General features: G+C 54.6%; 19 protein-coding genes. 16 read left to right on the forward strand and 3 right to left on the reverse strand.

Translation table 11 applies throughout. The annotated features are described in order from the left end of the window. Positions 1-104: 104 nt before the first annotated feature. Positions 105-1022 (forward strand): LysR family hpxDE operon transcriptional regulator HpxR, encoded by a 918-nt coding sequence (gene hpxR / locus IBT47_RS15050; protein ID WP_200561125.1) that lies wholly within the window; start codon positions 105-107, stop codon positions 1020-1022. Positions 1023-1027: 5 nt separating this feature from the next. Here hpxR and hpxO read toward each other — a convergent pair whose 3' ends face one another. Further along, the gene (hpxO, locus tag IBT47_RS15055; protein ID WP_200561127.1) at positions 1028-2182 is read right to left on the reverse strand and encodes an FAD-dependent urate hydroxylase HpxO; all 1155 of its coding nucleotides are present in this window, start codon (positions 2180-2182) and stop codon (positions 1028-1030) included. 358 nt (positions 2183-2540) lie between these two features. Here hpxO and IBT47_RS15060 point away from each other — a divergent pair, with 358 nt between their 5' ends. From IBT47_RS15060 to IBT47_RS15085, 6 genes are all read left to right on the forward strand, one after another. Further along, positions 2541-3926: a nucleobase:cation symporter-2 family protein gene (locus IBT47_RS15060; protein ID WP_200561130.1), complete on the forward strand. Its 1386-nt coding sequence runs from the start codon at positions 2541-2543 to the stop codon at positions 3924-3926. Then, on the forward strand, positions 3904-4404 hold the full coding sequence (uraD, locus tag IBT47_RS15065; RefSeq protein WP_200561132.1) for a 2-oxo-4-hydroxy-4-carboxy-5-ureidoimidazoline decarboxylase: 501 nt from the start codon (positions 3904-3906) through the stop codon (positions 4402-4404). The genes IBT47_RS15060 and uraD overlap by 23 nt, the downstream gene beginning before the upstream one ends. After that, complete coding sequence (gene uraH, locus IBT47_RS15070) at positions 4401-4727, forward strand: hydroxyisourate hydrolase (protein WP_200561134.1); 327 nt, start codon at positions 4401-4403, stop codon at positions 4725-4727. The genes uraD and uraH overlap by 4 nt, the downstream gene beginning before the upstream one ends. 494 nt (positions 4728-5221) lie before the next feature. Next, positions 5222-5854: a DUF2272 domain-containing protein gene (locus IBT47_RS15075; RefSeq protein ID WP_200561136.1), complete on the forward strand. Its 633-nt coding sequence runs from the start codon at positions 5222-5224 to the stop codon at positions 5852-5854. Between the two features lie 335 nt (positions 5855-6189). Then, the gene (licT, locus tag IBT47_RS15080; RefSeq protein WP_200561193.1) at positions 6190-7020 is read left to right on the forward strand and encodes a BglG family transcription antiterminator LicT; all 831 of its coding nucleotides are present in this window, start codon (positions 6190-6192) and stop codon (positions 7018-7020) included. 158 nt (positions 7021-7178) lie between these two features. Further along, entirely contained in the window at positions 7179-8582 is a 1404-nt protein-coding gene (locus IBT47_RS15085) for a glycoside hydrolase family 1 protein (RefSeq protein WP_200561138.1), read from the forward strand. A 51-nt stretch (positions 8583-8633) separates the two neighbouring features. On the opposite strand, the gene IBT47_RS15090 is transcribed toward IBT47_RS15085, so the two are convergent. Further along, positions 8634-10082: a DUF1593 domain-containing protein gene (locus tag IBT47_RS15090; protein WP_234471913.1), complete on the reverse strand. Its 1449-nt coding sequence runs from the start codon at positions 10080-10082 to the stop codon at positions 8634-8636. Positions 10083-10528: 446 nt separating this feature from the next. Between IBT47_RS15090 and IBT47_RS15095 the strand changes: the two genes are divergently transcribed. The 3 genes from IBT47_RS15095 (at position 10529) to IBT47_RS15105 (ending at position 16844) form a co-directional block, all read left to right on the forward strand. Then, positions 10529-12451 carry a beta-glucoside-specific PTS transporter subunit IIABC gene (locus IBT47_RS15095; protein ID WP_200561140.1) on the forward strand — a complete coding sequence of 641 codons (1923 nt, stop codon included), beginning with the start codon at positions 10529-10531 and terminating at the stop codon, positions 12449-12451. 200 nt (positions 12452-12651) lie between these two features. Continuing rightward, positions 12652-14352, forward strand: coding sequence for a carbohydrate porin (locus tag IBT47_RS15100; protein WP_200561142.1), 1701 nt, complete (start codon positions 12652-12654; stop codon positions 14350-14352). 542 nt (positions 14353-14894) lie between these two features. Further along, positions 14895-16844, forward strand: coding sequence for an autotransporter outer membrane beta-barrel domain-containing protein (locus tag IBT47_RS15105; RefSeq protein WP_200561144.1), 1950 nt, complete (start codon positions 14895-14897; stop codon positions 16842-16844). Positions 16845-16913: 69 nt separating this feature from the next. Here the strand turns inward: IBT47_RS15105 and IBT47_RS15110 are convergent, their stop codons facing one another. Further along, positions 16914-17984: a LacI family DNA-binding transcriptional regulator gene (locus IBT47_RS15110; RefSeq protein WP_200561146.1), complete on the reverse strand. Its 1071-nt coding sequence runs from the start codon at positions 17982-17984 to the stop codon at positions 16914-16916. Between the two features lie 298 nt (positions 17985-18282). Here IBT47_RS15110 and IBT47_RS15115 point away from each other — a divergent pair, with 298 nt between their 5' ends. From IBT47_RS15115 to IBT47_RS15140, 6 genes are all read left to right on the forward strand, one after another. Then, entirely contained in the window at positions 18283-19548 is a 1266-nt protein-coding gene (locus tag IBT47_RS15115; protein ID WP_200561149.1) for an MFS transporter, read from the forward strand. Between the two features lie 296 nt (positions 19549-19844). Continuing rightward, positions 19845-20102 (forward strand): AbrB/MazE/SpoVT family DNA-binding domain-containing protein, encoded by a 258-nt coding sequence (locus tag IBT47_RS15120; RefSeq protein ID WP_123334758.1) that lies wholly within the window; start codon positions 19845-19847, stop codon positions 20100-20102. Further along, positions 20103-20435 (forward strand): type II toxin-antitoxin system PemK/MazF family toxin, encoded by a 333-nt coding sequence (locus tag IBT47_RS15125; RefSeq protein ID WP_200561151.1) that lies wholly within the window; start codon positions 20103-20105, stop codon positions 20433-20435. 271 nt (positions 20436-20706) lie between these two features. Beyond that, positions 20707-21147 carry a MarR family winged helix-turn-helix transcriptional regulator gene (locus IBT47_RS15130; protein ID WP_200561153.1) on the forward strand — a complete coding sequence of 147 codons (441 nt, stop codon included), beginning with the start codon at positions 20707-20709 and terminating at the stop codon, positions 21145-21147. 256 nt (positions 21148-21403) lie between these two features. Next, the gene (locus IBT47_RS15135) at positions 21404-22969 is read left to right on the forward strand and encodes an MFS transporter (RefSeq protein ID WP_200561155.1); all 1566 of its coding nucleotides are present in this window, start codon (positions 21404-21406) and stop codon (positions 22967-22969) included. 1 nt (position 22970) lies between these two features. Continuing rightward, a complete protein-coding gene (locus tag IBT47_RS15140) occupies positions 22971-23999 on the forward strand; it encodes an HlyD family secretion protein (protein WP_200561157.1) in 1029 nt (342 codons plus the stop codon). Positions 24000-24025 lie beyond the last annotated feature (26 nt).

Genomic DNA, 24025 nt, shown 5'->3' on the forward strand with positions numbered 1-24025 from the left:
AAGTAGTTGTTTAATTGTTGTGGGTTTATTGTTGTCATATTAGGGTGTACGCATCCATCAGCATTAATTCACCAGGGTGTTGCAAAAATGAGTACAGGTGCCGCATGAGTCCGTTTTCACGTTTTGCGCTCTACTTTGCCGAAGTGGCCCGCTGCGGCAGCCTGCGCCGGGCTGCGGAAAAGCTGCATATTTCCGCCTCGGCGATTAATCGCCAGATCCTGCAGGCTGAAGAAGAATTTGGTACGCCGCTGTTTGAACGCCTGCCGGAAGGGCTGCGGATGACCACGGCGGGGGAGCTGCTGTATGACAATATTCTGCGCTGGCAAAAGGAGTTTCGCCTGACCCGGCAGAAGTTTGATGAGCTACAGGGGCTGCGGCGCGGCACGGTCAACGTCGGGCTGGTACAGGCGCTGGCCGAGGGCAGTTTTGCCACCGCGCTGTCCGACATCATCGCCGACTGCCCGTGGCTGGAGCTGGTGTTACAGGTGGCCGACAGCCATACGGTCAGCCAGCGAATACGCCAGGCCGATCTCGATTTCGGGCTGATCCTCGATCCTGAAGGGCAGGCGGGGCTGAGCGTGCTGGCGTTTGTCGAGCTGGAGATGGGGATGGTGATGCGCGCGGATCATCCGCTGGCATCCTCCGGGCGCATTTCGCTGGGCGAGCTGAGCGGCGAGCGCCATATCCTTCCCGGCGCGCCGCTGATCGTTCACGAGCGGGTGGCGATGCTCTACCGCCACCACGATTTTTCACCGGCAAACACCGTCAGCTGTAATGATATTCGGCTGATCAAATCGCTGCTGCTGAAGGGCAGCGGCGTAACGGTGCTGAGCCTGCTGGACGTTCACGATGAAGTGAAGCGCGGCCAGCTGGCGTTTGTTCCTTTGCGCGGCACGCTGCTGCGGCCGCTGACGCTGGCGCTCTGTACCGCCCCTTCGCGCCAGCTTTCGCGCCCGGCGCAGATGGCGATTCAGAAGCTGACGGCGGTGCTGGAGGCGATGCAGCCCACAGTCGAAACCTGAATGCGTTAGCCCAGCGGTCCGCCCTGAATGGTTTCGCACATGCCGTTGATGATGCGTTCCCCGGTTTCCTCCTTCAGTTCCTGATACCAGGCCTGGGTGAGCGCCATATCCTTGCCGTGGGTCACGTCGCAGCGCTTGCGCGCCTTGAGTACCAGGTCACGCACGCGGTCGCAGCGCTGTATCTCGTACTCGCGTAGCGCCGATTCGATATCGCGGTGCTCGCGGAAAACGGCACCGAGTACCACCGCATCCTCCATCGCCGCGCAGCCGCCCTGGCCGATATCCGGCGTGGTGCTGTGCCCGGCGTCGCCCAGCAGCGCCACTTTCCCGCGCACCAGCCGGTCAAACGGCTCGATATCGTGGATCTCAATGCGGTTGGTGGTTTCCGGGTTCAGCGCCGCGATAAGCGTCTGTACCGGTGCGGCCCAGCCGCTGAAATAGCGGCTCAGATCGGCGCGCAGCGTCGTACGATCCTCGGGCAGCCCTGCCGGGAGCGGCACGTCAAAGAAGAAGTAGAAGCGCCCGTCGGATACCGGCATCAGGGACACGCGCTTGCCTTCGCCCACGAAGGTGGTCCATTGTTCGGCAGGGGCAATGGCTTCATCGATCTGCACCAGGCCGTTCCAGTTGACGTAGCCTGCGTAGCGGCGCTCCGGCGTGTAGCCCAGGACATAAGGCCGCAGCGCCGAGTGGCTGCCGTCGGCGGCAATCAGGAAATCGCCGTGGGCCGAGGTGCCGTCGGTAAACCAGACGGTCACTCCGTCGCTGTTTTCCTCGGTGTGGGTCACCCGCTTGCCGAACTGCACCCGATCGCGCCCCCAGAAATCCAGCATCTCGCGCTGAAGTTCAGCACGGGAAACCGGGCAGGGGCGGCCGCCGGTACGTGAGATCAGCGGGGCCAGGCTGAACTGGGTGAGCACCTCACCGCGCAGATGATCCTGATAGGCCATGGAACGCAGCGGTCCGCCAAAGGTTTCAATAATCTCGCCCATGCCGAGGTGGTGCATGCACTTTACGCCGTTAGGCCAGATGGAAATCGCCGCACCCACCGGTTTGATCTCTTTTACCGCTTCGTATACTTCGCAGTCGATCCCTGCGTTCTCCAGCGCAACCGCTGCGCTCAGGCCGCCAATGCCGCCACCGATAACTAATGCTTTCATTTTTCTCTCCTGTTCAGGCTTCGTTATGGGGTTCAGCAATTTGCGTACCAGGTCGGCAAAGGCGCTGGCGGCGGCGTTTCTATCGTAAGCAGGCGGTGTTGTGCCTCTTTTTAGTGCGATACATCGCAGTCTCTGCTTTATCGTGAATCAATAATTTCTTACCTGGTCATCAGGAATCTAACGTTTCATTCAGATGCGGTGATTTACAGGCGGACAAAACGACGTTATTGGTGAATTTATCTTATTGAAATTGCGTTGGTAATCGGCCGTAAAACAAATTATCCGCGCCGTTTTGGCGACTCTGGTCTGGTTTATGCAATGTGCAGATATCGCTTATTCGCAACGGGATGCAACAACCATGGCTGATGAAAAGAACGACACGCTGATTTACGGACTTGAGCAGAAGATCCCACCGCTTCCGGCGTTTTTCAGCGCGCTACAGCACGTGCTGGCCGGGCTGGTGGGGATTATCACTCCGCCGCTGATTATTGGTGCTACGCTCGGGCTGGGCGACTGGATGCCGTATCTGATCAGCATGTCGCTGCTGGCCTCCGGCATTGGTACGTTTCTCCAGTCCAACCGCGTCTGGGGCATCGGGGCGGGGATGATCTGCATGCAGGGCACCAGCTTTGCCTTTCTCGGCGTGGCGATTGCCGGTGGCATCTGGGTCAAAGGCCAGGGCGGCGGCCCGCAGGATATTATGGCCATGCTGTTTGGCGTGAACTTCGTTGCCGCGCTGGTGCCGGTGATCGTCAGCCGCTTTATCGAACCGCTGAAAAAAATCTTCACCCCGATTATTACCGGCAGCGTGATTGCGCTGATCGGCATCAGCCTGATTAAAGTCAGCGTGATCAACTGGTGCGGCGGCGAGCAGTCGCAGGCGTTCGGCAGCATGAGCAATATCGCCCTCGGGGCCGTTACGCTGGGCGCGATCGTGCTGCTGAGCTGCGCGAAGAACCGCTGGCTGCGCCTCTCTTCGGTGGTGGTGGGCATTGCCGTCGGCTGCGTTGCCGCCGCGCTGAGCGGGAATTTTCACCTGACCGGCATCGGCGACACCTGGTTCCGTCTGCCGTCGCTGTTCCCGTTTGGCTTTCAGTTTAACAGCGCCATTTTCCTGCCGATCGCCTTAGTGTCGCTGGTGTGTATTCTTGAAGCGGTGGGCGATCTGACGGCTAACTGCCTGATCTCGAAACAGTCGATTGAAGACGGCGCATTCTGCTCTCGCCTGAAGGGCGGCATTCTGGCCGACGGCATCAGCTGCATGATTGCCGCTATGCTGTGTGCGTTTCCCAACACCACCTTTGCGCAGAACAACGGTGTGATCCAGATGACCGGCGTCGCCAGCCGCTACGTTGGCCGCTATATTGGGGTGATTCTGATCCTGCTGGGGCTGTTCCCGCCGTTTGGTGAGATCCTGCGGCAGATCCCTACACCGGTGCTGGGCGGCGCGACGATGGTGATGTTTGGCTGCGTGGTGGCGGCAGGTATCCGCATTATTACTCAGGTGCCGTTAAACCGCCGCGATATGCTGATCGTCGGCCTGGCATTTGGCTTTGGCCTGGGCGTGGAGGCGGTTCCGGCGTTTCTCGCCCACTTCCCGCCGATTATCGGCAACCTGTTTGGCTCGGCGGCGACCAGCGGCGGGCTGGTGGCGATTGTCCTTAACCTGATTATCCCCGAAGAGAAAACCACCGCGCCGGTCGCGGCAGCAAGGAGCAGTAATGACAGCGCTGAGTCACTTTAATCATCTTTCACCGCCGCAGGCGCTGGCCCTGATTGCGCCTTGCGTGGCAATCCCGGCGTGGAGCGAAGCCGTGGTAGCGGCACGCCCGTATGCCAGCCGTGAATCGCTGCTCGGCGCTGCACAGCAGGCGTCGCAGGGCTGGGGGGAAGCGGAGCTGAATCAGGCGCTGAGCGCCCATCCGCGCATCGGCGAAAAGCCCACCGGCAGCCAGGCGCACGCCGCGCTGTCGCGGCAGGAGCAGGGAGCCGTTAACGACCAGGACTCGCAGCTGGCGCTGGCACTGAAGGCGGGTAATGCCCGCTATGAGGCACGCTTTGGCCGGGTGTTCCTGATCCGCGCCAAAGGCCGCAGCGGCGAGGAGATCCTGGCCGCGCTGGCACAGCGTTTGAACAACAGCCACGCAGAAGAAGTGCAGGCGGCGCTGGAAGCGCTGCGCGAAATTACCCTGTTACGACTGGAAGGAGCAATAAGCGAATGACCACCCTCAGCACTCATATTCTGGATATTTCCACCGGTAAACCCGCCGGGGGCGTGGCGCTGCGGCTTGAGCAGGGCGAGCAGGTTATCGCCAGCGGGCTGACCAACGCCAACGGACGGCTGGGCGATTTCGCCCCCGCGCCGCTGCCGCCCGGGCGCTATCGGCTGGTGGCGGAAACCGGCGACTGGTTTGCAGCAAAGGGGCTGGAGACGCCTTTCCCCTGCGCGCAGATTGATTTCATTATTCCGGCTGCGGCGGACGATCACTATCATCTGCCGTTTCTGATTGCTCCCGGCGGCTGGTCCACCTATCGCGGGAGCTGATCGGATAATCGTTCAGCTCGCTGCAACTGACTTCCGCGCTTCAACGGCTGCAGCGACGTAGAACATCGCTGCAGCCGATCGAATAAACCGCAGCGACGAACAGGGCAGACAGGGTTTTGGCCCGTTGGCGTAAAGGCGAAGTGGGCGATACCCTGCAACGCCTGCTCCCGGCTCAGGCTGTTATTCGCGATATCCCCTGATTGAATCGGCGATCTACCGTAAAAATTTTTTTGCCGGGTTAAAATATTGCGCTCAATGAAAAACATAATAAATTTCATTGGGTTAATGTTTTTCTTCAATGAAAGCAACGTGTTGGAAAAGGGGGGCCGGTCAGGTTATTATCGCTTTCGGCAAACCGATACCAACGCCTTTCATAACGCCTGTCTCTGGAAAGCGAAAAGTTTACGCGTTTCATTTTTGGTTATTAAAAACTAAAAAAGTAATTAAATTTTTAACAGATGAGGTTTCATTTTTCACTAGTCTGTGGGGGATGTATGACTGTTTTTATCAAAGAACTTTTGTCGGCATGCGATCGCGAATATTCCAAATTCCGGTCGGGAACGCTGAAAGAATATGATGCTGCTGTTTATAAACGCGTTGGCGACTACTGGAAAGCCATCAATATAGATAATATAGATGGCAAAACGCTGTCAAAAGATAAACACGGGAAGTTTTATAATCCGGCATGGTCATCAGCCTTTGTTTCTTTCGTTGTTAAAAATGCCGGCGCAGGCGATCTGTTTAACTATTCTTCGGCGCACTGTCATTATATCGAGTCTGCAAGAAAGGCGAAGGTAAACGGCACTAAAAGCGCTTACTATGCTGTTTCACCTGATTCGGATATTCCCGCACCGGGTGATATTATTTGCTCGGGCCGCGAATATGCGAGCGAATACAGTTTTGAAAATGCCGAACTGGCGTATAAAACGGACAGTTTCTACCCTTCACACGGTGACGTGGTTATTTATGTTAATCGGGAACAAGGATACCTTATTACCATCGGTGGAAATGTCGGTAATTCCGTAAAACAGAAGAAAATACTTATCGATGAAAAAGGGTTTCTAGTAGACAGAGTGGATGGTAATAATCTTTTACCGTGGCTGGCTTTGTTGAAATGTCAGCTGTGAAGGATAACGGAAGATAAGCGATTATGCTTATTCTGAGCCTGTAGCAATCGGTGAACCGTGATTGAGCTGTGCCTTCCCCCTCGGCAGCATCCCGGCGGGGAAGGGCCTCGCGATATCCGTATCAGCAGAACCCGTCCGGGCATCAGTTCATGATTATCGTCACAGTTCCTGGCGAGGGTGCTTGAGACTGGCGGGATGATTCGTTATAACAGCCCCCTGGACGTTATCAGATAACTCTGAGCGAAACCTGATCGCATTGAAACCGTAATGGCTTCAATGCAATCAGGTTTTTTTTTGTCTTTTTTATGAAAAAGGTCACGTGAAAGATGGCTGCAATGATAGTCGATAAGATTCTGAGCAATAACGCGGTCCTGCTGATCAACGCCCGGCATGAAGAGGTGGTGGCGATCGGGCGCGGTATTGGTTTTGGTAAAAAGCCCGGGGATGCGGTGGACGCCAGCGAGATTGAAAGCCAGTTTGTGAAAAAGTCCGAGGGGCTGGCGGATGTGTTCGCGCAGCTGCTGGCGGAGATCCCGCCTGCGAACCTGGCCGTGACCCAGCGGATTATCAACCTGGCGCAGCAGCGGCTGGCGATCACCGTGCAGGACACGCTGTTCCTGGCGCTCAGCGACCATATTAATTTCGCCATTCAGCGCCACAGCAACGGCCTGGCGATTAAGAACTTCCTGCTGTGGGATATCAAACGTTTTTACGCCGAAGAGTTTGCCGTCGGGCTTGAAGCGCTGGGGCTGATCGAGCAGGCGCTCGGTATTACGCTGCCGCAGGATGAGGCGGGATTTATCGCCCTGCATCTGGCCAATGCCAAAAATAACAGCGATATGCAGAGCACCATGGACAGTGCGACCATTATCAGGGATGTACTGAGCATTTTGCAGTACGATTTCAAGCTGACCTGGGATGAAAACTCGCTGGACTACCAGCGCTTTGTTACCCATCTGAAATTCTTCGCTCTGCGGCTGTTGAATCGTAAAACCGTGGCGCACGGCGACGACAGTATCTATCAGGGCATTACCGAAATGATGCCGAAGGCCTGGGCCTGTGCAAAGAAAATCTGTCACTACGTGGATAAAAACTATGGCTGCCAGCTCACCACCGATGAGGTGATGTTTCTGACCATCCATATCAATCGCCTCAGCGGCGGTTAAACTGATTTACAGGTCTTACTTCAGGGCGTAACTGAACCAATCAGGCGAAACCTGCTTCAGCAACGACATCTTACGATGCCGGTGCTGAGCAGGTTTTTTTGTTTTCAGGCCTGCACAGCAGGCACGCAGTTAAATGAGTCATAAAGGAGAAGGTAACGATGAATATGGCATTCCCGGAAGGATTTTTGTGGGGCGGTTCGGTAGCAGCCAACCAGGTTGAAGGCGCATGGAACGAGGGTGGGAAGGGCGTTTCCACCTCCGATCTGCAACCGCAGGGCATCCACGGCAAGGTCGTTGAGCGTGACGCGGACAGCCGCGGCGTGAAAGATCAGGCCATCGATTTCTATCACCGCTACCCGGAAGACGTGAAGCTGTTTGCCGAGATGGGCTTTAAAGTGCTGCGCACCTCCATCGCCTGGACGCGTATCTATCCCGAGGGTGATGAAACCCAGCCAAATGAAGAGGGGCTGGCGTTTTACGACCGCCTGTTTGATGAAATGGCGCGCTACGGTATCCAGCCGCTGATCACGCTGTCGCACTATGAGATGCCTTACGGGCTGGTGAAAAAGTACGACGGCTGGGGCGGCCGCGAAGTGATTGCGATGTTTGAACGCTATGCGCGCACGGTTTTCACCCGCTACCGCGATAAGGTGAAGTACTGGCTGACCTTCAACGAAATCAATATGGCGCTGCACGCACCGTTTACCGGCGTCGGACTGGCGGGGGAAAGAAGCAAGCAGGAAATCTATCAGGCAATCCATCATCAGCTGGTAGCCAGCGCCCGTGCGGTGAAGGCCTGCCACGAGATTATCCCGGATGCCAAAATCGGCAGCATGCTGCTGGGCGGGATCCGCTACCCGATCACCTGTAAGCCGGAAGATGTGCTGAAGGCGCAGAGCGTGAACCGCGACTGGCTGTTCTTTGGCGACGTGCAGGCGCGCGGTGCTTATCCGGCGTGGATACAGCGCTTCTTCCGCGAAAACGACATTGCGCTGAATATCACCGCGCAGGACGCTGCCGACCTGAAAGAGACGGTCGATTTTATCTCCTTCAGCTACTACATGAGCGGCTGTGCGGCGGCGCAGCCGGAGCTGTATCAAAGCTCGCGCACCAATATCATGAAGATGATCCCCAACCCGCACCTGCAAAGCTCCGAATGGGGCTGGCAGATCGACCCGCAGGGGCTGCGCTTCCTGCTCAACGAACTGCACGATCGCTACCTGAAGCCGCTGTTTATTGTGGAAAATGGTCTGGGGGCGAAAGACGTTCCGGCTGCGGACGGCTCGATCCAGGACGATTACCGCATCCAGTATCTGCAAGCCCATCTGGTGCAGGTGAGGGAAGCGATTGAAGACGGCGTTGAGCTGATGGGCTACACCAGCTGGGGGCCGATCGATCTGGTCAGCGCCGGTACTGCACAGATGTCTAAACGCTATGGCTTTATCTACGTTGACCGCGATGATGAAGGCAACGGCACGCTGGAGCGCCGCCGTAAGAAAAGCTTTTACTGGTATCGCGATGTGATCGGCAGCAACGGTGCCAGCCTGAACGATCCCGTCTGACCGTGAGAGATCGCGTTGCCCGGGCACCCTGTGTGCCCGGGCGTGCTGCCGTTATGGCGTTACGGTGACGATAGCGCGGCGGTAGGCGAACAGTGACGGCGTACCGTCATCCTGCACCTGCAGAATGATATGGAACGGCGTCGCTGTTTTCACCGCTGGCGCGGTAAAGCGGAGTGCCTCGCGCTCGGTATCCTCCAGCTTGAGGTCCGGGCCAAAGTGGATATTCATCGTGGTGGCGGTCGGTTCTTTGTACTGCCACCAGCGGTAGCTGAGGCGGTTATTATCCACATCGTGCGACCCCTTCGCCGACAGCTCTACCACTTCGCCCGATTTCACTTTCAGCTCGACGATCCCCTGTCCCGGCTGCCCGTTCAGCACCAGCTGCGGATTGTGGTTGGCCTTTTTCACGTCCGGGGTCACGCTCCACTGCATACGTGCGGCAAAATCATTTTGATACGCCTCGCGCCAGCGCCAGATGGTGGCACTGGCGGTGCGGTGGCTTTTGCCATCGACGCCGGTGACCGTATCGGAGGTGCTGGTACGCAGCCCGCTACGGCTGTCGGGCGTGACCGCCGCATAGCGCCCGCCCCAGCCGCCGTACTCCGGATGTTCCGGCGCGTTCAGTCCGTTTTGCAGCAGGTAGAGGAACGAGGGCGTATCGCCTTCCATAGTGTATTCAATGGCCGGATAGGCCGCGCCCAACGGTCCCTGATTGCGGATGTTGCGGGCCAGCCAGTCGTTGTTGACCTGGCTCATATCGCCGCCTTCGGCAAAGCGCGACGACATGCCGCTCCAGGTGGCGATGAAGTAGTCATTCCAGGCGTGAATGCTGGTGATATAGCGCAGTGCAGGGAACTGCGCCCGTATCCATTCGCCGGTATTGTCCTGATCGGATATCGCATAAACGCGGATTTTACTGACGAACGCCTCAACCTCTTCCGCGCTGCGGGTGGCGCGCACGTCGTACAGCGCCTGCGCCAGATCCACCGCGCCGCCCCAGACGTCGATCCACAGCGGGCGCGGGTCAGATTTATCCACCGACTTGATAATCAGCGCCGACGCCTCGGTAGATTTCCCCGCGCCGACGTAATCCATACCGTAGCCAGCGCGACCGGCCCGCACGACCGAACGCAGTTCTTCGGCGCTCGGGTAGCCTTCCGCGTGCCTGCGCAGATTCGGTAGCGCCTGCGCATAGGCGTCGATGCGCTTGTGCATCATCTCCGGGTTCACCCGGTCACGCAGCCAGGTTGAGGTGGTGGCTATCAGCCCCTCCACGTTAAATTCGTTGCTGTACACCAGGAAGCGCACCAGCGACTGCGAGTCGTCCGGCTCATTGCCGATATCGGACAAAATCAGAATGCGCGTTTTCTGCTGTCCTGCCTGCGCCTGCGTTTGTTCCTGTTGCTGCGTCGCTGCCTGTTCCGCTGCGGCGAGGGCGGTGGTGCTGGTGAGGGTACAGGCGAGCATCGCGCCGAGTAGTGGGTTTAACCGGGCCATCATCTTTCTCCGTTGGGGATCGCCAAAAACAAAAAAACCTGCTTTCCGTTGCCGGGTAAGCAACAGAAAGCAGGTTTCGCCGAATGATCAGTAACGTCCTGAGGGCGTAGTTATAAGAACAGGGTACGGCCGGGGCAATCACTATTCCTGATAAATGTGATGCAGCCGCCGTATTTAATTCTTTTCCACCGCGGGCGGAATGAAAATTTAGTGATGACTTTCACAAAACCGAATATATCAGTGGAATTTCTTCAGCGGTATTGTTAAAAGAAGGGCGTTCGTCAGGACGTGACCAGAATTCTCTGGGCGAAACCTGGATAAAGCAGTGTGTTTTTTCACACTATTTTATCCAGGTTTTTTTTTGCTTTTTTTCCTGCTGGCCAGCGGATACAGGCAACGATCGTAAACGCACTGCAATGACTGTCGTCGATAAAACGGGAATTATTATCATGAATACTGAAGTGCTGGCAGGAAATATACTCAAGCTGGTGGGTGGGGAGAACAACGTTGCCTCGCTGGTGCATTGCGCCACGCGGCTGCGCTTTAAAATTATCGACAATAGCAAGGTCAATCAGCCGGAGCTGGAAGCGCTGGACGGCGTGATCACCGTGGTGAGAGGCTCCGGTCAGCTGCAGGTGGTGATCGGTAACCGCGTGCCGGATGTGTTCCGCGCAATCGGTGCCATCTCCGGGCTGCTGGACGACAGCAAAAGTAAAAAGGCGGCACCGGAGCAGCAAAACAGCGCCTCGGTACTCGGCCGTCTGATCGATCTGGTGTCGGGAATTTTCACTCCGCTGCTGGGCGCGATGGCCGCCGCCGGGGTATTAAAAGGCGCGCTGGCGATTGTGCTGGCGGCGGGCTGGATGACCAGCAAAGAAACCACCTACATTATTTTGCATGCGGCCTCGGACAGCCTGTTCTATTTCCTGCCGATGCTGCTGGCGATTACCTCCGCGCGTAAATTTGAAACCAACGTATTTGTTGCGGTGTCGATTGCCGGTGCGCTGATTTATCCCAGCATCCAGCAGCTGTTTACCGCCGGTAATCCGGTGACCTTCTTCGGCCTGCCGGTGATGATGATGAAATATACCGGCACGGTGATCCCGATTATTTTCAGCGTCTGGCTGATGTCGATTCTGGAACGCTTCCTGAACCGCCATATTCACGAAAGCGTGCGTAATATCCTGACGCCGTTCTTCCTGCTGACGCTGATGGTGCCGCTGACGTTAATGACCATCGGGCCGGTGGGCGTTTCGGCGAGCGAAGCGGTGGCGTCACTGTTTGTCAGCATCTACGGCATCAATCCAATTATTGCCAGCGCGCTGATGGCCGCATCGTGGCAGATTTTGGTGATCTTCGGCGTGCACTGGGGCTTTGTAACGGTCTTTATCAACGATATTTCGGTGATGGGCCACAGCTATCTGAAGGCGGCTTCCAGCCCGTCGGTGTTTGCCCAGTCCGGCGCGCTGCTGGCGGTGATGCTGCGTACCAAAGATAAAAAGCTTAAGGCGCTGGCGGGAAGCAGCTTTATCGCCTCGCTGTTCGGCATTACCGAGCCGGGTGTTTACGGTGTGACCCTCAAGCTGAAAAAGCCGTTTGTCTGCGCGGTGATCGCCGCCGGATTCGGCGGAGCCATTGCGGGCTATGCCAAAAGCTCAGCCATTTCCATGGGCATGCCGGGCCTGCTGACCCTGCCTATCTTCTACGGCGAAGGCTTTATCGGCTTTATTATCGGCTGCGTGGTGGCCTTTGCCGCCAGCCTGGTGCTGACGCTGCTGGTCGGATTCGATGACCCGGCGCTGAAGACCACGGCTCAAACCGCACCTTCTGCGCCCGCAGCAGTGGAAAAACGCACCGTGAGCACGGAAACTTCTGCGGCAGCAACGGCAGCAACGGCAGCAACGGCGGCGCAGGTGGTCAACGAGCAGATCGCCGCCCCGATCTCCGGCACGGTGATCCCGCTGACTGCGGTTGATGACAAGGTTTTCTCCTCCGGCATTGTCGGCCAGGGCTTCGCCATTGTGCCGGATGAAGGACGGGTGTACTCCCCGGTGGATGGCCATATCGCCAGCACCTTCGCCAGCGGCCACGCCATCGGCATTAACTCCACCGGCGGCGCGGAGATCCTGATCCACGTGGGTATCAATACCGTGCAGCTGGAAGGCCAGCATTTCCAGATGCAGGTGAAAGAGGGTGATGAGGTGAAAAAAGGCCAGCTGCTGCTGACCTTCGATCTCGATGAAATTAAGAAAGCGGGCTATGACACGGTGACGCCGGTAATTGTCACAAACAGTGAAGCGTGGCGTGAAATGCAGATTAGCGATAAACCGCATTCTCGCTCTGGCGAACCGGTGATGGCGCTGTCGCTGTAATGAATTAACGCGCAGTAGAAATAAAGTCAGTAGCGGCGTTGGGCTGTCGCCGTCGTTAATAAAACAACATTGATGGTTAATTCAAACTATCCCTTCAGGACGTGACTGATTTAATTCAGGCGAGACCTGCAACCGGCGGAAATACACTCCGCTGGCGGCGGGTCTTTTTTTTTGCGGGGATGCAATACCCTGGGGTAATAATGAAAGCGAAACAACTGAATTATAAAAAAACGATGATCGCGGCGGCGTTATTCTCTTGCTACGCCGTCAGCGGTGAAGCCGTGGCGCAAAAACTGACGCTGGAACAGCGCATGGAAATGCTGGAGGCGCAGTTGCTGGCTACCCAGCAGAAACTGCAGGCCTACGAGGATAAGGAGCAGGCGACGGCTTCGGCTCGTGCTGATTCGGCGGCATCCGGTTCTCCGGCGGGTTCTGCTGCTTATGCTGCCTCGGCTTCGTCTGCGGGCAGCGTTGCTTCTGGCGTTCCGGCGGCATCTTCATCAGGGAGATCGGCTGCTGGCGTTCCGGCAACCGCTGCGCCATCGGTCGCCCGGACCGCCTCCGCTGCACCCGCCGCACCGCTGGAGCTGTCGCCGGACACGCTGAAGCAGATCAGTAAATATGTGCAGGACGACACCGGCTTTAAATACTCCGGCTATTTCCGCTCCGGCTGGGCCAGCACCACCAACGGCGGGCCGAAGTCCTGGGGCGTGGGGTCGCTGGGGCGCTTCGGTAACGAATACGACGGCTGGTATAACCTGTCGCTGAAAAAACGCGCCTGGCGCGAGGGCGATAAATCCATCTGGGCTAACGTGCAGTTTGAGGGCGATTTAGGCTTAACCCAGAGCAATGAATCCTTCGAAAAGGGCATGTCCGGCGGCGGTATGGGCAAGCTCAGCAAGCTGTACGTAGAGGGTAACGGCCTGCTGCCGTTCGCGCCGGAAGCCTCGGTGTGGATCGGTAAACACACGCTGCCGCAGTATGAAATTCAACTGCTGGACTGGAAAAGCAACCGCACGCTTTCCGGCGCGGGCATCGGGATTGAGAACTGGGCGATGCCGGTGGGATCGCTGAGCATGGCGCTGACCCGCAACGACATCGATAACTACAGCACGGTGTGTGCGGCGGGTTCCTCAACCTGTAGCGATACCACCCAGGTTAACGTCAATATCGCCGAAGTTCGCTATAAAAACCTGCCGATAACCGACAGCGTGACGCTGGAGCTGGGGGCTAAATACGCCTTCGCCAATCAGACCGATGAACAGAAAGAGGCGCAGGCGGATAACGACTACTATAAGGTCAAATCCTCCTGGCTTGGCCAGGCGATTCTGCGCAACCCGCTGCTCAACGGCACCAACGAACTGACGCTACAGGTGGCCGATAACTCGCTGGCCAGCCAGTTTATGAATATCTCCAGCGCCAATCCGGATTTTGACTACAACAGCTCCTACTACGGCATTCACAGTGACGGCATCGGCTGGCGTCTGGTCAGCCAGGGCGAGTTTTACCTGAGCGACAAGATCATCATGGCGCACGCGCTGGTCTACGGTCGCGGCCACGATCTCTACTCCACTTACACCGGCGCACACACCGACTTCGAAACCGCGCGCGCGGTGATCCGCCCGTCGTGGATCTGGAGCCGCACCATGCAGACCGCGCTGGAGCTGGGTTACTTTAACCAGCAGAACCGCGCCAACAACCTCAGCTTTGATGAGTCCGGCTATAAGGTGACGCTGGCGCAGGTCTTTAAGGTGGATACCAGCATTCTGAACTCGCGCCCGGAAATCCGCCTGTACACCACCTACCTGAAGGCGCTGGAAAACGAGATCGACAGCACCACCTTTAACGACGGTAAAGATTATCAGATTAGCTTCGGCGTGCAGGCTGAAGTGGTGTTCTGATCTTCGGGCCGTCAGTGTTCAGGCCGTAGAGCAAAAAACGATGCCTCTCGCGAAATTCGCGGGGGGTATTTCTTATATTTAGCGCAATTTTATTGAAGACAGGCTTACCTGTTTGCACTGCGCTCCGACTACGTTTTCACTTCCTGACTTCCTGACTTCCTGACTTCCTGACTTCCTGACTTCCTGACTTCCTTAATCACCCCGGCATCTCACTGATTCATCACCGTGCAACGCTGTTCGTCAGTGGTGCATCCGGCGGATCGGAGAGGATAAATTGCAGGTTTGAGCACACTTTTCGTAAGAATATTGTAAAAATAGTAAATGAATATTCACCCACCGGTTTTTTTTACACTAACGTTACAACGTGGCTGTGCTGGACGCGGTTTGCATAGGGATTGCATAGTTATTCATTTCAATCTGTTGATTTCTCGCAAAAAAACCTCGGTCCATTCCCTTTATGCACTCCCTGGCACGATCGGTGCTTTATCTCGCTGGCTGAAATACTTGCTTTTATTAATGACAATAACTCATAGGGTAAAGGAATGTTTAAGAAACTCGCCGTGGCTTTAGCTCTCCTCTCGGCTCAACAGGCCGGTGCTGCCGTTGAATATGGCGACTACGCCAAAGAAACCCTCGATACACTAATCCACGATTATCCCGGTCGATATCGCGACACCGATAACTTTGTCGGCGCGGCGCAGTGGATGGAGGACCGCATGTCTCCGGGTTATAACGTTCTCCGCCAGGATTTTACCTGGACCGTGCGGGGCCAGACTCGCGCCTCGCAGAACGTGATTGCTTACAATAAAGGTTTGCAGGATGACTATATTGTTACCGGCGCGCACTTCGATTCCTACTACGGCAGACCGACGCTGGAAGCGCTGGACGATAACGCCTCGGGCGCGTCACTGCTGACCGAAATTGCGCATAATCTGAGCGGCATTCAGACCGAGCGCACGCTGGTCTTTGCGGCATTCGGTGCGGAAGAGGAGGGGCTGCGCGGATCGGCAGCGATGGTTAAAGAGCTGGAGGCCAACAACCTGACCGGTAACCTGAAAGGGATGATCAACATGGACAGTATGATCACCGGGGATATGCTCTATGCCCACGCCGGGGATAACAGCGTCAGCAACCCGGCGCTGACCAGCCTGCGCGACCAGCTGTTCCGCATTTCCGAAGAACTGGGCGTGAAGCTGTATACCAACCCGGGGCTCGATCCGCAGTATCCTGCCGGGACCGGCTGCTGTAGCGACGGCGACAGCTTTAACATTCTCGACATTCCGGTGCTGTATCTGGAAGCGACCAACTGGGATATCGGTGATAAAGACGGCTATACCCAGACCACCAATCCGGCAGTACCGGGCGGGGCAACCTGGCACAGTCCGGCCACGGATAACGAAGAATTCCTGACCAGCGTGTTTGGTCAGGAAAGAATTACCCAGCGCCTGCACGACGTGTCGTTAATCCTCACCCGGCTGCTGCTTGAGTGGTCCAATACCGACCTGCTGTACTCCGCATCTTCCGCAGGGCAGCTTCAGCGCGTGGTGGAAGAGAGCCTGCGCCGTCAGCATCAGAGCCTGAACGATCTGCACGACGGCCGCCGTCAGCTGCTCAGCCTGCAGCCTCGTGAAGCGGGCACGTGGGGAGGTGCCGTCGGTATTGAAGGCCAGTCTACCCCGGCGGATGGTTTTGATACCGTGCCGCAGGGGCGCGCGCAAAATACCATGGCTTATGCCCTGGTTGACTACCAGTTCAACGATCGCGCCGTGCTGGGATCGAGCCTGAGCTATCAGCGTAATAAAGATAAGCTGGAGCGTGACGGATCGGTGAAAGGGGACACCTGGCAACTGGGGGTTTATGGCCAGCTGACCTTCGATAACCCGCTTTGGCTGACCGGTGACCTGTCTGCCGGGCGGGCCAGCCTCGATACCCGCCGCTCGGTGTATATCGAATCAGGCGATGGCCTGGCGCTGCTGGACCATACGCTTAACGGCCATACCAACGCCAACTTCTACGGTGGCCGGGTGAACGGCGGCTATGACTTTACCTTCGCTCAGCTGCGCACCGGGCCGTTTGCCGGACTGGACTACACGCACTATTCGGTTGACGGTTTCAGCGACCGTGAAGATCTGCGCACCGCCGTGGACTACCAGAAGCAGGATTTCAACTCGCTGGAAGCCTCGCTGGGCTGGAAAATTTCCTCATCATTCAGCGTTGCGCAGCATCAGACCTTACTGCCGTACGCGCATCTGTCCTGGGTGCGTGAACTCAGCGACGGCGTGAATGACCAGTTCAACGTTCGCGACCGGGCGGAAGGGGCCGTGCGCAGCGTGAGCATCGGAGCGCCGGACAAGAGCTTTGGCCGGGGCGGCGTGGGCGTGCAGTGGCTGATGGGCGATAACCTGTCGCTGTATACCGACGTCAGCAGCCGGTTCGCCAATTCTGACGGTGCGCAGACCCAGTACACCGTGGGCGGCGCGTTCCGCTTTTAACTGATGTCGCTGGTGTGAGGAGCGGTTCCTCTGTGGGATCGACATCGCGCGATGATCCGTTTGCGATGTTCACAGCTTCTCCACCAGCGTTTTTAACTGCGTAATCACCTTCTCTTTCTCATCGTCAGTTTCCCCGCTGTAAGGGCGGGTTGACTGGCGGATGATCAACCGCGTCGGCAGCAGCTCGCGGATCTTGATCTGCGGTGCGGCCATTAGCTGGATCAGCCTTTCCACCGCGCGTTTCCCCAACACATTGAAATCCTGAGCCACGGTGGTTAACGGCGGCTGGAAGTAGAGGCTGTCCGCCGTATCGTCATAGCCGGTGACCGACACGGCCCGGCTGCCGGTGCGATTGAGCTGCGCCAGTGCGCTAAGCACGCCGAGCGCCATCTGATCGTTGGCCACCACCATCGCGCTGATCCGCGGATGCTGGTGCAGCAGTTCAAAGGTTTTCTGCCAGCCGCTGGCGGCGCTCCAGTCGCCAAATACCGTCACCGCGTTGGCGATCCCCAGCCGGTGCAGCGCTTCTCGCCAGCTGCTCAGGCGCATACGGGCGGAGACGGAACTTTCCGGCCCGGCCAGCAGGCCGAACTCCCGATGCCCGGCATCCCACAGGTGCTGCACGCAGGCCCCGCAGCCGTCGCGGTGATCGAAACGCACGCAGCAGACGTCGCTCTCCGGCGAGACATCCAGAAACAGGCAGGCAATATCGCTGTTTTCCGCCGCCAGCCGCTCCGCCACGCTGCTTTCCAGCGGCAGGCTGATAATCGCCCCGCGAATATGCTGAGCGCGGAACTCATTTAGTCGGTCCTGCAGCGACGAAAAATCGGCCTGAACCGGCATCGCAATCGACACTTCCAGCTGGTGCGATCCGGCGTAGCTTTTCACCGCGGCGGCAATTTGCGACGGTGCGTGCAGCGTCAGCGAGGCGGTAATCAACCCAATCGACGGCGCGGATTTCCCCGCCAGCAGCTGTGCGGAGCGGTTCGGGACATAGTGCAGCGCCTGCATCGCGCGGATCACTTTCTCACGCGTGCGTTCGGCCACCACCGCTGGATTATTCAGTACCCGGGAAACCGTCTGCTGGGAAACGCCGGCCTCGCGGGCGACATCTTCTAACGTTGCCAAATGGCGCTGCATGCGGCGCTCCTTATTGCGGTAAAGGTGAATGTCGTGCGCTAACATTTTATGTTTAACGAACGACAAAAAGCAGCCGTTTTCCCGGCGTTTCGTGACGGCGGGCGGGTTTCATTTTCGCCGTTATTGCGGCATCAACGAAAATATCTGATAACGAAATCATTCATGTCTGACGGGCGACATTTTAGTTTAGAAGCGGCTGCTGACTGAGACGGGATGACAATAACGGTTAACGATGTACTTCCAATAATAATCGGTGGCAGAAGCCCCCAACCCTACAGAAATAATACGGGACATCACCATGAAACTTTCTGAACTTGCCCCACGTGAACGGCACAACTTTATCTATTTCATGCTGTTCTTTTTCTTCTACTACTTCATTATGTCGGCCTACTTCCCGTTTTTCCCCGTGTGGCTGGCGGAAGTTAACCACCTGACCAAAACCGAAACCGGGATTGTTTTCTCCTCGATTTCCCTGTTTTCCATTGTCTTCCAGCCGGTGTTCGGCCTGATTTCCGATAAGCTCGGGCTGCGCAAGCATCTGCTGTGGACCATTACGGGGCTGTTAATCCTCTTTGCGCCGTTCTTTATCTTCGTGTTCTCACCGCTGCTGCAGATGAACATCATCGCCGGTGCGCTGGTGGGCGGGATCTACCTGGGGATGGTGTTCTCCAGCGGTTCCGGCGCGGTGGAGGCGTATATTGAACGCGTCAGCCGCGCTAACCGCTTTGAATACGGCAAGGTCCGCGTTTCCGGCTGCATCGGCTGGGCGCTGTGTGCCTCAATCACCGGCATTCTGTTCAGCATCGACCCGAATATCACCTTCTGGATCGCCTCCGGATTTGCGCTGATCCTCGGCGTGCTGCTGTGGGTATCCAAACCCGAGAGCAGCAACAGCGCCGAAGTCATCGACGCGCTGGGCGCCAACCGCCGGGCGTTCTCAATGCGCACCGCCGCCGAACTGCTGCGGATGCCGCGCTTCTGGGGTTTTATTGTTTACGTGGTGGGCGTGGCCAGCGTGTATGACGTGTTCGACCAGCAGTTCGCCAACTTCTTTAAAGGCTTTTTCTCCAGCCCGCAGCGCGGCACCGAAGTGTTTGGCTTTGTCACCACCGGCGGGGAGCTGCTCAATGCGATGATCATGTTCTGCGCGCCGTTTATTATTAACCGCATCGGTGCCAAAAATGCCCTGTTAATTGCCGGACTGATTATGTCCATGCGTATTCTGGGATCGTCCTTTGCCAGCTCGGCGGTGGAAGTGGTGATCCTCAAGATGCTGCATATGTTTGAGCTGCCGTTTCTACTGGTCGGCACCTTTAAGTACATCTCCTCGGCGTTTAACCCGAAGCTTTCCGCCACTCTGTTCCTGATCGGCTTTAACTTATCGAAACAGCTATCGGGCGTGGTGCTCTCGGCGTGGGTAGGGCGGATGTACGATACCGTCGGCTTCCACCAGGCGTATCTGACCCTGGGCTGTATTACGCTGAGTTTTACGGTGATTTCTGTCTTCACCCTTAAAGGCAGTAAAACGCTGCTGCCGGCAACGGCGAAGAATAGCGTTGCATGATAGTGAAGGGCTGCCATGGAGGGCGGGCCTTTGTGCTTACTGAGTTAGTCTTTCGTGTAATCCCCTTGCCTTCGGCGGCGCAAAGCTTTGGAAGCCGCGCCGCATTTTCCCTTCCTGAAACGTCATAACTCTTTGAGCCGGTGGAGAAGTTTTCTATCATCGGCTTTATTTGCCATGGACTCAGCTCCTGCTTGATAACAGGCTAAACTAAGGAAATTACCACAATGGAATTGATTAATAATTGCGCACGCATCGCCGACAATGTTATATTTAAATATAATTTTTGGAGGTGTTCTATGCATATTGCTCGCCTGAAAAAGGTTGGAGGCTCCGTCATGCTGGCGGTTCCTCCTGCCGTGCTTAAAACGCTGGGGCTGACTACCGATAGTGAAGTCGGCATGACCATTGATAATGGCCGCCTGATTATTGAACCCCAGAAACGACCGCATTATTCCCTTGATGAGCTGCTGGCGCAGTGCGATCCGCACGCAGAAATCAGTGACGAGGATCGGGAATGGGCTAATGCCTCTGCCCTGGGTAAGGAGGTCCTGTAAATGGACAGGGGAGAAATCTGGCTCGTCTCTCTCGATCCCACTGCGGGGCATGAACAACGCGGAACGCGGCCGGTACTGATTGTTTCACCCGCTTCGTTTAACGCTTTCACCCGGCTCCCCGTTGTTGTGCCAATCACCAGCGGCGGCAACTTCGCCCGCACGGCAGGCTTCGCCGTTTCTCTGGATGGTGCGGGAACGAAAACCACCGGCGTGATCCGCTGCGACCAGCCCAGAACCCTTGATATGGAAGTGCGTAACGGTAAACGCCTGGAGCGTGTACCCGAGGTTATTGTCAATGAGGTGCTGGCACGGCTGGAGGCGATTCTTGGGTGATGTTTTGGGGGGAGAAAGCTGATACTTGCTCAGAGCGGGCTTCAGTTTGCTATGTGCCAAATGTGGGCATTGAATACCCCTCCATATTTTCATTAGAGAGAATGGTTTTAGTAAACATCATGCCATTATGGAAATGTCTTACAGAGTAACAAAATGCTTTGTCTTCATAAATTTTCCGCATGTGTAATTCATTTAGTTAAGTACTAAATTAAATTGACGCACGTTTAGACTTTCGCTATCTTAATCAAAACTTAGACCGGGTAGAGCCCTTATGACTCAGGAAACACCAACGTTCACGATGCTCGTCAGGGCTGCGTATCAGTTAAGTGCTGCGGATGCGCGTCTGCGTGGCCGTGCGACCCGGGAACTGGGCGCATTATCGATGACCCACGCGCGCATTCTGAAACTGCTGGATGAACGTGGTTCATTGTCTGTCACGGAATTAGCTGAGGGTACGGAAACCTCCAGCGGAGCAGTAACGCAGCTTTTGAAAGGCTTGGTTACTGCCGGATATGTTGAAAAACATGTTGCCGATGACGACCGTCGCCGAGTTGAGGTGACGCTAACCAGCATCGGCCAGCAGCGCAGCAGGCAACGGGAAGCGATGATACACGAGTGGTTACAGACTTCGCTTGCCAGCTATTCAGAGAAGGAACTGACAGCGGTCGTGACAATATTTACCCAATTGGGCGAACTCTATGATCGACTGTAAGCGATACATTTATCATCGTTGGCAGGTCAAAAGCGGTTTCAACACGTGATGTAAATTTTCCCCTGTTGCTGAAAGGGCACTATCTGTAGGCAAATAAAACCGCCTAAAAACATTAGTACTTAATTAATTATCCCGAAACTTGGTCAACATTACGATCAGTCCGGTATTAGTTGCCTGTCAGCTGGGTTCGGCCTGAACTCACCGCATAAATGTGGTCTGAGTTCAGAAAAATAATAAAAGAGCATTCAGTGAAAACATGATAACCAAACTTAAAATAATTCATAATAAAGAATCTTTAGCCATACAGTTTGGCCATTTTTTGTCACAGCATCCGAAATGTGAAGTTTTTCTATATATCACAGCGGCTCTGATTCTTGGCCTTAGCCAGGGATTTTCGATTAATCTTTTCGCATCTAATATTGCATCTATCCAGGGGTATGTCGGCCTTACCCAGGATGACATGTTATTGCTTAACTCAGTATTTTATATGTCTAACCTGACTGCGATAATGCTTTTATATAAATTTCGTGCATTTGTTGGCCTAAAGCTGTTTGCTGAGCTGGGCCTGGTGATGTTTTTAATCTGCTCCGTACTGCAGTTGTATAGTCATAACTCGATAATGGCCTTTATTACCCGTTTTTTGATGGGGATATCCAGTGCTCCTCTCAACACGCTTGCTGTATTTTATGTCAATGAAAAAATAAAATCTCACAGGAAGATTCTCATTGGATTAACGCTAGGTATGTTTGGAAGTCAACTGGCTGTTTCATTCTCCAGCATAGTGACTAATTGGATTATCGATGAGCGCTATTGGACCGGTGTTTTTGTTATTGATATTTTTATGGCGCTATTAAGTTTGGTGGTTATTATCTTTATACCACTAACTCAGACGGCAAAAGAGAATATGTTTGAGTACAGAGATATAGTGAGTTATATCAGTTTATTTATTTTTACATCGTCACTGTCATTATACCTTATCAGGATTGTGGTTTATTTCGGTGATGATGGTGATTCGCTCTCGTTTCTACTTGTTATCAGTGGGTTAAGTTTTGCTCTTCTTTTTGTCAATGAGCGACATCGTAAAAATCCAATTGTTGTTTTTTCATGGATCACAAATCCGGAAATGTTTTTGTTTTTTTGTTCGCTCTTTGTCTTCAGGATCATCATGAGTGAAACAAACAGCATTGTTGTTCCACTACTGATGAATAATGGCACGGCAGGTAAAGCAGATTTCCCCTCTATTTATCTGGCTTTTAGCGCAGGGTTAGTTTTTGGCACAATAATTGTTTTGCGTTTTATAAATAAAAAGAACGTGGTGGCGTTTCAGTATATAACCTTGTGGTTATGTCTTTTTGCCCTGATTTCTGACTATCTGTCAGGTGATACCCCGGCACCGGAAGAATTCATTATGGGGCAGTTTGTTATGGGGGTTGCTTCGGCCTTATATATTCCGGGGGCAATATACTACGGATACACAAGAGCGCTAAAACTGGGAAAGTCGCAGTTTATGAGCTTCCTGCTTATTTTTCTGGGAGCACAGTCAATAGGAACCCTGATATCAAATGCAGTAATCACCGCCATGCATAAAATATTTTCAGCGGAATATCTTGCATTATTAGGCGATAAAATAACACCCGGTACCGTCAGGCGTTCAGAAGATTTTTCGCCTCAGTTCTCTGCTGATGAAGGCATAAAGAAACTAACACAATTAGCAGATAGCTTAGCCTGGCATGACAACATGATAGTGTTGATGATGTTGTCACTTTTTTCATTGGTTACACTTTTTCTTGTACGTCGTCTATGTGTCACTTCTCGAGGCTAATATGAAAACATTGGGACTAAAACCCAGCGCAATTTTTAGGGTGTCACTATTGCTACTGGTTAGTGCAATACTATTGATTTGCTATTCTGGTGGTTGGTTATCTTTTTTAGGTGACAGGGCGACCACGGACAATGCCAGTGTGCGCGGAAATATTACTTATGTCGTACCTCAGGTACAAGGTCAGATACGGGAAGTTTATATCAAAGATTTTCAGCGTGTGAAGAAAGGGGACTTATTATTTAATATTGATGATAGTGAATATCAAATCGTGCTGGCAAAAGCGGTAGCTGAACGTAAACGTATTTTATCTGAGTTAAAAAACAGCGATAACGCTATTGCCATCGCAACAGCAGATATCAAAAAAGCAGAGGGCGATAAAAAGTCAGCGGAATTTGAATTTGTTAATGAAAAAAACAAATACCAACGCTATTCACCCTTGGCAGAAAAAGGGATTGTTAGCCGTGCCGATTTCGACACGATTAAAAGCGAATATAATGTAAGTAATATTAAAGTTCAGAGCGCAACTACTGCGATATTCCGTGCTGAAGCAAACCTCGATTATACCATAAAAAGTAAAGAATCCCTGAGAGCACAATTGGAAATTGCAGATAACAGCATTGCGCGTGCACAGTTGGATTTAAATTATACTAAAATCAGGGCGTTCGACGATGGCAATGTAGGGGAGGTTTATGTAAATCCCGGCGATAAAGTTACTATTGGCGACTCACTCACCGTTTTGTCAACCGGAACCCCCTGGATAATCGCTAACTTTAAAGAAAGTAAACTGGATCTGCTCAGAGTTGGTGAGAAAGTATTTTATGAAGTTGATGCACTTCCTGGTAAAAAATTTACGGGTACGATACAGCAAATTTCCCCCATTTCATTAGGTGAAACACGCGCCCTGAACGCCAGTAATGCTGCGGGGAATTTCATCAAAATATCACAAAAATTTGCAGTGGCAATCACTCCCGATCATTCTGCAGCTGAGAACCTCAGGCCAGGTATGTCGGTAGTGGTCAGTTTACATTAAGCTGGGAGCCGTTAATCCCGAAAAAA

Origin of the sequence: Erwinia sp. S43 (assembly GCF_016624745.1) — a bacterium.
Taxonomy (GTDB): domain Bacteria; phylum Pseudomonadota; class Gammaproteobacteria; order Enterobacterales; family Enterobacteriaceae; genus Erwinia; species Erwinia coffeiphila.